5 protein-coding genes are annotated in these 10,847 nt (G+C 50.0%); 2 read left to right on the forward strand and 3 right to left on the reverse strand.

Annotated elements, in window-relative coordinates; translation table 11 throughout:
• Positions 1–33: 33 nt before the first annotated feature.
• Entirely contained in the window at positions 34–756 is a 723-nt protein-coding gene (ubiG, locus tag GW591_RS02050) for a bifunctional 2-polyprenyl-6-hydroxyphenol methylase/3-demethylubiquinol 3-O-methyltransferase UbiG (RefSeq protein ID WP_013574617.1), read from the reverse strand.
• Positions 757–1,015: 259 nt separating this feature from the next.
• On the opposite strand from ubiG, the gene gyrA reads away from it, so the two are divergent.
• Both gyrA and rcsC read left to right on the forward strand, forming a co-directional pair.
• A complete protein-coding gene (gyrA, locus tag GW591_RS02055; protein ID WP_013574618.1) occupies positions 1,016–3,667 on the forward strand; it encodes a DNA topoisomerase (ATP-hydrolyzing) subunit A in 2,652 nt (883 codons plus the stop codon).
• Between the two features lie 176 nt (positions 3,668–3,843).
• On the forward strand, positions 3,844–6,705 hold the full coding sequence (gene rcsC, locus GW591_RS02060) for a two-component system sensor histidine kinase RcsC (RefSeq protein WP_013574619.1): 2,862 nt from the start codon (positions 3,844–3,846) through the stop codon (positions 6,703–6,705).
• 76 nt (positions 6,706–6,781) lie between these two features.
• Here the strand turns inward: rcsC and rcsB are convergent, their stop codons facing one another.
• A complete protein-coding gene (gene rcsB / locus GW591_RS02065) occupies positions 6,782–7,432 on the reverse strand; it encodes a response regulator transcription factor RcsB (RefSeq protein WP_013574620.1) in 651 nt (216 codons plus the stop codon).
• A 4-nt stretch (positions 7,433–7,436) separates the two neighbouring features.
• Positions 7,437–10,130, reverse strand: a complete 2,694-nt coding sequence (gene rcsD / locus GW591_RS02070; RefSeq protein ID WP_013574621.1) for a phosphotransferase RcsD — start codon at positions 10,128–10,130, stop codon at positions 7,437–7,439.
• Positions 10,131–10,847 lie beyond the last annotated feature (717 nt).

Consider the following 10,847-nt stretch of genomic DNA (forward strand, 5'->3'; position numbering starts at 1 on the left):
GCGCAGGCTGTACCCTTTTTTGCGGTCAGAATATTACAGCGCCTGGGTGTGGATCATGTAGTTCACATCAACATTTGGCCCGAGTTTGAAATGGTCGGTCAGCGGGTTGTAGTGCAGTCCCATAATGTGACGCTCAAACAGCGATGTGCGGTCAATCATGCCCAGCAATTCAGACGGCTTGATGAATTTTTTGATGTCGTGCGTGCCTTTCGGCACCATTTTCAGCACATATTCAGCGCCGAAAATGGCCATCAGCCAGGCTTTATTGTTGCGGTTGATGGTGGAAAAGAACACATGGCCGCCAGGTTTCACCAGACGTGCGCAGGCAGCAACGACAGAAGCCGGATCCGGTACGTGTTCCAGCATTTCCATGCAAGTCACCACGTCATATTGCTGCGGATGCGCGTCGGCGTGCGCTTCCACGGTTTCCTGCACGTACTCCACCTTCACGCCGCTTTCCAGTGCATGCAAACGTGCTACCTGCAAGGGTTCGCCGCCCATGTCCAGTCCGGTGACTGTCGCCCCCGCCACTGCCATGCTTTCACTCAAAATGCCGCCACCGCAGCCGACATCGAGAACATTTTTTCCAAACAGGCCATCAGCGCGTTCGAGAATGTAGTTCAGACGCAGCGGATTGATGCGATGCAGCGGTTTGAATTCGCCTTCCAGATCCCACCAGCGCGAGGCGACGGCTTCAAATTTGGCGATTTCTTCATGGTCGATGTTTTGCGGTGTTGCGGAGGGTGTGGTTGTCATGAGCGTGATGAACTCCTTATAACTTGATTAGCGGATTATACATATTCCATCTGCTTTGGCTCAGTTTTGTGGTTTTGGTTAATGTTTATACGAAATGAAGCCCTGCGTGCAAAGGTTTGAAACGCGTTGGATAATAGTAGGCAAAAGGGGGCGGTTGTTTTCCACGTTTGGCTGGTTTGTGGTATAGTTTTACACCTTTGCGCTATATATGCCTACGTGGGCAGCGGCCATGAATAATCAGTAGAGGGATAGCAGCTCCATGAGCGACCTTGCCAGAGAAATCACACCGATTAACATCGAAGAAGAGCTTAAAAACTCTTATTTGGATTATGCGATGTCCGTTATTGTCGGACGTGCGTTACCAGATGTGCGCGATGGTTTGAAACCGGTGCACCGCCGCGTACTTTTCGCAATGAATGTCCTCGGTAACGACTGGAATAAAGCCTATAAAAAATCGGCCCGTGTGGTCGGTGACGTTATCGGTAAATATCACCCACACGGTGATACCGCGGTTTATGACACCATCGTTCGTATGGCTCAGCCTTTCTCACTTCGCTATATGCTGGTGGACGGGCAGGGTAACTTCGGGTCAGTGGATGGCGACTCCGCAGCAGCCATGCGTTATACCGAAATCCGCATGTCAAAAATTGCACACGAATTGCTGGCAGATTTAGAAAAAGAAACTGTCGATTTCGTGCCAAACTATGACGGCACAGAACAAATTCCTTCTGTTATGCCAACGCGCATTCCCAACCTGCTGGTTAACGGCTCGTCGGGTATCGCTGTGGGTATGGCAACCAACATTCCGCCGCATAACCTCACCGAGGTGATCAACGGCTGTCTGGCGTATATTGAAGATGAAAACATCAGCATTGAAGGGCTGATGGAACACATCCCGGGGCCAGACTTCCCGACGGCTGCGATCATCAACGGTCGCCGTGGTATCGAAGAAGCTTACCGTACCGGCCGTGGCAAAATTTATATCCGTGCCCGTGCTGAAGTAGAAGCCGATGCGAAAACTGGTCGCGAAACCATCATTGTTCACGAGATCCCGTATCAGGTGAACAAAGCCCGTCTGATCGAAAAGATCGCCGAGCTGGTGAAAGAAAAACGCGTCGAAGGTATCAGTGCGCTGCGCGATGAGTCTGATAAAGACGGCATGCGTATCGTGATTGAAATTAAACGCGATGCTGTCGGTGAAGTGGTTCTGAACAACCTGTATTCCCTGACGCAACTGCAGACGTCTTTCGGCATCAACATGGTGGCACTGCACCAGGGTCAGCCGAAGATTCTCGGTCTGAAAGAAATTTTGTCAGCGTTCGTCCGCCACCGCCGTGAAGTGGTGACGCGTCGTACCATTTTCGAACTGCGTAAAGCCCGCGACCGTGCTCATATCCTCGAAGCACTGGCTATCGCGCTGGCGAACATCGACCCGATCATTGAACTGATCCGTGCGGCACCGACGCCGGCTGAAGCGAAAGCTGGCCTGGTCGCGCGTTCATGGGATCTGGGCAACGTGTCAGCAATGCTGGCAAGTGCGGGTGACGATGCAGCCCGTCCTGAATGGCTGGAGCCGCAGTTTGGTATTCATGATGGAAAATACTTCCTGACTGAGCAACAGGCACAGGCCATTCTGGATCTGCGTCTGCAGAAACTGACCGGTCTTGAGCACGAAAAACTGCTGGATGAATACAAAGAGCTGCTGGTGCAAATCGCTGAGCTGCTGTTCATCCTGTCCAACCCTGACCGTCTGATGGAAGTCATTCGTGAAGAACTGGAAGCGATCCGTGATCAATACAACGATCCGCGTCGTACCGAAATTACGGCAAATACCTCTGACATCAACATCGAAGACCTGATCAATCAGGAAGACGTTGTGGTGACCTTGTCGCATCAGGGCTACGTGAAATATCAGCCTCTGACTGATTACGAAGCGCAGCGTCGCGGCGGTAAAGGGAAGTCAGCAGCACGCATTAAAGAAGAAGACTTTATCGATCGTCTGCTGGTGGCCAACACCCACGACACTATTCTGATGTTCTCAAGTCGCGGGCGTCTGTACTGGATGAAAGTCTATCAGTTGCCGGAAGCCAGCCGCGGTGCCCGTGGCCGTCCTATCGTCAACCTGTTGCCGCTTGAGCCGAACGAACGTATTACCGCCATTCTGCCAGTACGCGAGTACGAAGAAGGTCGTCATGTGTTCATGGCAACCGCCAGCGGTACCGTGAAGAAAACCGCGCTGACCGATTTCAGCCGTCCACGCAGCGCCGGCATTATCGCCATCAACCTCAACGAGGGTGATGAGCTGATTGGTGTTGACCTGACTGACGGTAAAGACGAAGTCATGCTGTTCTCTGCAGCAGGTAAAGTCGTGCGCTTCTCTGAAGAAGCCGTCCGCTCAATGGGCCGTACGGCGACGGGGGTTCGCGGTATCCGTCTGGGCGAAGGCGACAGCGTTGTATCGCTTATCATCCCACGCGGTGACGGTTGTATCCTGACTGTGACGCAGAACGGTTTCGGTAAACGTACTGAATCGACCGAGTACCCAACTAAATCCCGTGCAACGCAGGGCGTTATCTCAATCAAAGTGAGTGAGCGTAACGGACCGGTTATTGGTGCGATTCAGGTTGATGAAGCGGATCAAATCATGATGATCACCGATGCCGGTACGCTGGTGCGTACCCGTGTTTCCGAAGTGAGTACTGTTGGCCGTAACACCCAGGGTGTGACGCTTATCCGTACTGCAGACGATGAGAATGTGGTTGGCTTGCAACGTGTTGCAGAACCGGTTGAAGACGAAGAACTGGATGGCGTAGCCACCGAAGCGGGCGAACTGGAAGCGGCACAAGCAGCCGATCTGCCAGACGACGCGGAAAGTGAAGACGATCAGCCAGCTGATGACGAAGAAGAATAAGTTTTCTTAGTCAGCAGACAAAAGGGCATAACAATAGTTATGCCCTTTTTTATTGGATTCGTCTTAAAACAAATCTTTCACCTACACTGCATTATGCGGCGCTTTTTAGAAAGTCTGGCAATAGTGTATCCTGATCCCCATTCCGCTCGCTGAGCCGTTTTGCTAATGGTTAATCCTTGAAATATCTTGCTTCGTTTCGCACAACGCTAAAAATCTCCCGTTATCTTTTCCGGGTGCTGGCGCTTATGTTGTGGACACTGGGTGTGCTGCTGACCACCTTTTATGTGCTGAATATTTTCCATAACAAAGAATCCGAGATCCGCGATGAGGACAATCTCAATTACGATCTGGCGCAGAGTTACATCAAAAATTCCAATGATGTGATGCACAGCATTAAGTTTATGGCTGAGAATCGCCTGAGCGCTTCAGTGAACGGGCTGGATATCATCAACGGCATAATCAGCACTAAAAACACGGCGCCGTCTTATCTCTCATTGTTCCCTGAGTCCGACTGTTCGCAGATTAATGATAGCTACCGTAATTCGCTGGCTTCGCTGGGTAACATGATCCATTACTGGAAAGACAACTTTTCCGATGCCTACGATCTCAATCGCGTGTTCCTCATCAGTGGCGAGAGTTTGTGTCTGGTTGATTTTGGTATCAGCAGCGAACCGTTCGAGCGCGAAAGCCAGGAACAGTTGAAATCATTGCATGAAAAAATTATGCAATATCGCAACAGTAAGAGCACAGATAAAGAAAACAGCCTGTACTGGGTGTCGCAGTCCGGCAGTAAAGACTCCGGAAATTTGTATGTGCTGACCCCGATTTATGTCGGCAATAAACTCGAAGCGCTGATGGGTATTCAGCAAAATCTGCGCGCCGAAGATTTGTTGAATCCGAATTCACAGCACACCGCCGTGACGTTGCTGGATGAAGACGATCAGCCGCTGCTGGGGATTTCCGAGGACGGGCACTACAGCGCCGCGCCGGGCGATTATCCGCAGGCCAGTTCATTCTTCGGGTATGTAAATGGTTATAAAGATTTGGTCTACAAAAAGCCGCTGACACCGTCCTCGCTGAGTGTGGTGTATTCCATGCCGTTTAATACGGTGATCGAGCGATTTAAGATCCTGATTTTTAATGCGGTTTTACTGAATATATTCTCCGGCCTGTTATTGTTTATTCTGGCCTGGGTTTTTGAGCGCAAAATGTTTTTACCGGCCGAGGAAAACGCATTCCGGCTTGAAGAACATGAACAGTTCAACCATAAAATCGTGGCCTCAGCGCCGGTCGGCATTTCCATTTTGCGTATCAGCGATGGCGTTAACATCCTGAGTAATGAACTGGCGCATAATTATATCAGCATGCTGACGCAGGAAGACCGGCAGCGTATTACGCGGATCATCTGCGATCAGCAGACCAATTTCGTCGATGTCATCACCAAGAACAATAACAACATCCAGCTAAGTTTCGTGCATTCACGCTACCGTAATGAAGACGTGGCGATTTGTGTGCTGATCGACGTCAGTGCGCGCGTGAAAATGGAAGAGTCTTTGCAGGAAATGGCTAATGCGGCCGAGCAGGCCAGCCAGTCGAAATCAATGTTCCTGGCAACCGTCAGCCATGAATTGCGCACGCCGCTTTACGGTATCATCGGCAACCTGGATTTACTGCAAACGCAAGGGTTGCCTCAGGGCGTTGACCGTCTGGTGACGGCAATGAATAACTCGTCGGCACTGCTGTTGAAAATCATCAGCGACATTCTCGACTTCTCCAAAATTGAATCCGAGCAGCTGAAAATCGAGCCGCAGGAATTCTCCTGTCGCGAAGTGATCACTCACATTGCCGGTAACTATTTGCCGCTGGTGGTGAAAAAGCGTCTGGGACTTTACTGCTTTATCGAACACAACGTGCCGTTGTCATTCAATGGCGATCCGGTGCGTCTGCAACAGGTCATCTCCAACATCCTGAACAATGCGATTAAATTTACCGACACCGGCTGCATTGTTCTGAATGTCAGAACCTGCGGAAACTATCTTGAGTTTCAGGTGCGCGATACCGGCGTCGGGATCCCTGAGCGCGAAATCACCCGCCTGTTTGATCCGTTCTTCCAGGTCGGAACCGGCGTGCAGCGCCATTTCCAGGGCACCGGTCTGGGGCTGGCTATCTGTGAAAAGCTGATTAACCTGATGGATGGCGATATTGAGGTGGAATCGGAACCGGGGTTGGGCAGTTCGTTTACGGTGCGTATTCCGCTCTACAACGCCACTTTCCCGTCGGGTGAGCCGCTGGACAACTGGCAGGACAAAACGGTCTGGCTGGATGTGCGCAATGCTTATCTGGAAAGTTACCTGATGCAACTGATGCGTTATCACGGCGCGAATGTTCAGCGCTGCGAGCCGGAACTGCAAAGCCAGCGGGAAGATGTGCTGATTACTGACACGCCGCTGATCCATAAGGGCGAACTGGCCGCACAGATTGAATTCTCAATCGGCCATATCGGGCCGCCAGTCGAAACGCGTCCGGGTTACTGGATTCATAGTACGTCCACACCACTGGAAATCACTGCGCTGCTCAACCGGATTTACCGTCTCGAGACGACAGCGGAAGAGGGCGGCTCAGCGACGCCGGAATCCGCTGTGGCGCAGGATTACAGCGATATTACCTTGCTGGTGGTGGATGATCATCCGATTAACCGCCGTCTCCTGGCGGATCAACTGGGCACGATGGGCTATATCGTGGTGACGGCGAACGACGGGATTGACGCACTGGATGCCATGCGCGCGCATGAAATTGATATTGTGCTCAGCGACGTCAACATGCCGCGCCTCGACGGTTACGGGCTGACGGCAAAACTGCGCGAACTCGGCCATACCTTACCGGTGATCGGCGTCACCGCTAACGCGCTGGCGGAACAACGGCAGCGTTGTCTGGAAGCGGGTATGGATAACTGTTTATCCAAGCCAGTCACACTGGAAACCCTGCGCGATACGCTGCGTTATTACAGTGCGCTGGTTCGCAGAAAGCGACAATCCTGACGGACGACGTCGGAAAATACAAAAGGCACCGTTAGGTGCCTTTTTCACGTCTGAACCTACATAACGCCCTGAAGCGTTAGTCTTTATCTACCGGCTGGGAGCTGACGGAAGACAGATAGTTCAGCAGGGCGATATCGTTTTCCACGCCCAGTTTCAGCATCGCAGATTTCTTCTGGCTGCTGATGGTTTTAATGCTGCGGTTCAGCTTTTTGGCAATCTCAGTCACCAGGAAACCTTCTGCGAACAGGCGCAGAACTTCGCTTTCTTTCGGAGACAGGCGTTTGTCGCCGTAACCGTTGGCGCTGATTTTTTCCAGCAGTTTTGCCACGCTGTCCGGCGTGAACTTTTTGCCTTTCTGCAATGCGGCCAGCGCTTTTGGCAGGTCAGTTGGCGCGCCTTGCTTAAGCACAATCCCCTCGATATCCAGATCCAGTACAGAACTCAGGATCGCCGGATTATTGTTCATGGTCAGAACAATGATGGATAACTGCGGGTAGTGGCGCTTGATGTATTTGATCAGGGTGATGCCATCGCCGAATTTATCGCCCGGCATGGACAGGTCAGTGATCAGCACATGAGCATCAAGTTTGCTTAAGCTGTTAACCAGTGCAGTTGAGTCTTCGAACTCGCCTACAACATTCACCCATTCAATTTGTTCAAGGGACTTACGAATACCAAACAGGACGATAGGATGGTCATCAGCAATAATTACGTTCATATTATTCATGTGATTAGCTACCTTGCTGGAGCAGTCTGGAGACAAAAGAATCAATGTGGTTGATGGTTTCAGTAATCTGTAACGCATCGCCATCTGCGATGTATTGTTCTAACGATTCACACATTTGCTTGCCTGGGGTCAGGTTCAGCATAGCGAACACTCCCTTGAGACGATGTGCTGTTTGGGAAAGTGATGTGAAATCACGACGTTGGTTTTCATTATACAGTTTCTCAAGATCTTCCGGTACTGTCTCGACGAAAAGCTGATAGTAATCGCTTGATTTTAGCTGCTTTTCATAAAGGTCGAGAGAGTCTTCGCCGGGCTCTTCGGGTGAAACACTGTCATCGGATACAGAAAATTGCTGTTCGATTAACAGTAAGGTTGCGTCTATCAGCGCATTGCTGATGTTGTAATTGACGCGAATATAATGCTTTTCAAGCTGCTGGAATCCCGACTCATCGTCAGTCAGCAGCAGGGTAAATTTGTCACTGTTTTGCGGGTTATCTGTCAGTAAAACATCATATTCCCGCGCGACCTGACGATCGTCAGCCACGATGCACACCGCGCCGTAAGCGTTCATGGTCCGGGTCACAATACCGCGAACTTCCTCTGATGTGATATCGAGTAATACCGTCACATCATTGAGTAATTTCTCGTCTTCCGCTTCGATTTCCTGCGCTTCCTGACGTTGTTTAACACGTACAGTATAGCGTGTGCCGATGTTGAGCTTGCTGCGGATTTCCAGCTGACCGCCCAGTTTTTTGCACAGCTGATTACACAGGAAGAATGTCAGCCCGGAACCGTGGTTAAAGCGATCGACTAACGTCTGGCTAAGGAAAGGATAATTCAGATTACTCAATTCTTCTTTGGAAATTCCGCTACCCGTATCGTTTATGTGGAAAATCAGCTGATCCGGGCGATCTTCGTCCTGTTCGCTGGTCAGGGTCACCTTGCCCAGCGATGTGGTAACAATGGCATAATCGAGCAGCAGGGACAGAATTTTCTTCACTGCCTGCATATCGCCGACAAAGGCCGCTTCAGGGGCAATCTGGAAATGATTCAGCAACCCGAGGCCTTTCTGATTCAGGCGGGGCAGGGCCTCAAGCAACAGCTCATCTACCAGGGTTGAAAGCACGTACTTATCGTTCGCCGGTTGCCAGTCCTGAGTTTCCAGACGGGTCAGCAGCGTAATGTTATCAACCAGCGTCAGCGCGTTACGCGACTCACTCAGGAGTTTGCTTTCCAGCGCCTGACGTTCTTCCGGTTTCTGTTCTTCCACTAACGCCACGGCCAGCCCGTTCAGTTCCTGCAATGGCTGATTCAGCTCAATGCCCAGATTATGCAGCATCAGTTTGCGTGCCTGCAGGTTCTTCTCAAACTCACGTTTGGCCTGTTGCAGCGTGCGGTTCACCATCACTTCTTTATCCTGATCGTGGAGCATAAACAGGTAAGTTTCCGGCGAAATCTGGCTGCGGATCATGCGGATTTCATAAACTTCGTTATTGACGGTCGCCTGTATCGTGCCGTGATGCTGCTCGGCCATATTGGCAATTTTGTTCAGACTCAGATGCGGTAATAACTGGTCAGCAATTTTATTACTGAGGATCACGCTGTGGTTGCTGAAGTTATACACCAGTAAACCGAGCGGCAGACCCGAAATGATTTCCTGATTCAGCGCCTGCTGCATCTGTAATTGTGCCGCCATATTCTCGCTCGGGCGGATGTACTGATGGCGAATGAAATAGATACTGGTCATCGCCAGCCCGATCAGGAACAGGTTAATCAGGATCAGCCAGAAGTTATTACGTGAAAGATCAACCACAAGGCTGAACAGCGGAACGTGGTAGGTGAGTGACAGCGGTGAATTTCTCAGCGGCACATCAAACACCAGCGACCATCCCTGCATCACGATGCTGCTGGCCGCCGGATTATCATCGGCCGGATCACCTTCATTGACCGCCGTGGTGTTGCCATTAAGCTGGAAATTATCTCTCGACATACTGTAAGGGATGAGATCACTCATCGGTAAATCGAAGGCAATCACGGTCGCCAGATGTCCCGGATTATTAAAGGTGGTGCGCAGGGAGAAGGAATAGTCGTTACTCTGGCGCGATTTGCGCAGAGGAGAATAACTTTCGCGTTCGTCCAGCGTGTTCGCCTGCTGCAACATTTCGGCACGGCGTGATTGCAGCGTGCTGGTGAAATAGTTTTCCTTCAGGCGGGAGTCTTGCAACTGCAGCGGCACCGTGGTGATCAACAACATGCTGTTATCCTGACCGTTCAGGTAATACAGCGAATAAGGGTGAGTTGTTGAGCCCCACTGGTCATCCAGGAAGGATGAAATTTTCAGGGTTAAATCCAGCGTGGAACTGTCGTGTGCACCGAAAATCAGCGCATCAGTTTTCTTGTGAGGTTTGGAGACAAAATACATATCCTGACGCAGGCGGATTTCCTGCGCACTGACGGCATCCGCCGCCATCGGCTGGCCGGTGAAATTGTCGTAAATCTGGTAGGTCATGTAGCGATACTTATCGATGCGCTTTTGCAGCAAGTCAGCGGTATTTTGCACCGTGCGCAGTTTGTCGTTCAGATAAGCATTGGTGTAGTTATACCCGTAAAGGCCGAGGCCCATAGCCAGCAACAAAATGAACAACCAAAAGAATCGCGTGATATTGGTTGATGTCAGCGATAAATATTTACCAGCCATGATGATGAGTTTTTTCCTTCATTCTTGTAATGACGCTTTTAGCGGACGACGGTTTTTGCACAAACAGTGGTACACAACATCGTTGCCGCAACGCAACCTGATGCAACAGATAAACTGCTGACCTGCGCGATAAACCGGTCAGCGCAGAACCCGCTAAAGCCAGGTTGCGAAATATGTTCAGCGAACATTTCCTGTGAGGGCGGTGCAGTTATCGGGCCGTGAGGCATGCTGTGAAAATCCCTTTGCGTTTAAAAAATTAAGCCTTTATCCGCCCACAGACGCACTGGGCGGACACTTTATCAGAAAGCATAAGTGCTGTGATTGCGCATAGTCCTAATTATGTGTTTGCCAAATACCCTTTTGCCATAAAATCTACAAGGCGATCACACAATTGATAAGTTAATTTGATCGATTATCTGACTGTCTGTTGCTTAATTTTGTTAACAATAACACCATGTATATTATGTGGGTAATTTATTAATTTGTTGTTTTTTATAATAATAAAATTATCTGCATAGCGTTAAACCAAAATTTAACATCTGTCAAACTGATGATTTGACTTTTTTTAATGAATTATTTCAATCTTAATGATTATGTCTTTTTATGGCGATTAACTCAAATCATGCATATAACTTATGGAGTTTCGGGAAAAAATACCGAAATGATGGTTAACCAAAGCCCCTAAAAAATATATAAATTTAATAACAGCCGTTTTTG

Origin of the sequence: Rahnella aceris (assembly GCF_011684115.1) — a bacterium.
Classification (GTDB): Bacteria; Pseudomonadota; Gammaproteobacteria; order Enterobacterales; family Enterobacteriaceae; genus Rahnella; species Rahnella aceris.

Bases quoted from the DNA above. Each gene is read 5' to 3' on its own strand.
- rcsD (WP_013574621.1), bottom strand. From the start codon at position 10,130: ATGGCTGGTAAATATTTATCGCTGACATCAACCAATATCACGCGATTC.
- rcsB (WP_013574620.1), bottom strand. From the start codon at position 7,432: ATGAATAATATGAACGTAATTATTGCTGATGACCATCCTATCGTCCTG.
- ubiG (WP_013574617.1), bottom strand. From the start codon at position 756: ATGACAACCACACCCTCCGCAACACCGCAAAACATCGACCATGAAGAA.
- gyrA (WP_013574618.1), top strand. From the start codon at position 1,016: ATGAGCGACCTTGCCAGAGAAATCACACCGATTAACATCGAAGAAGAG.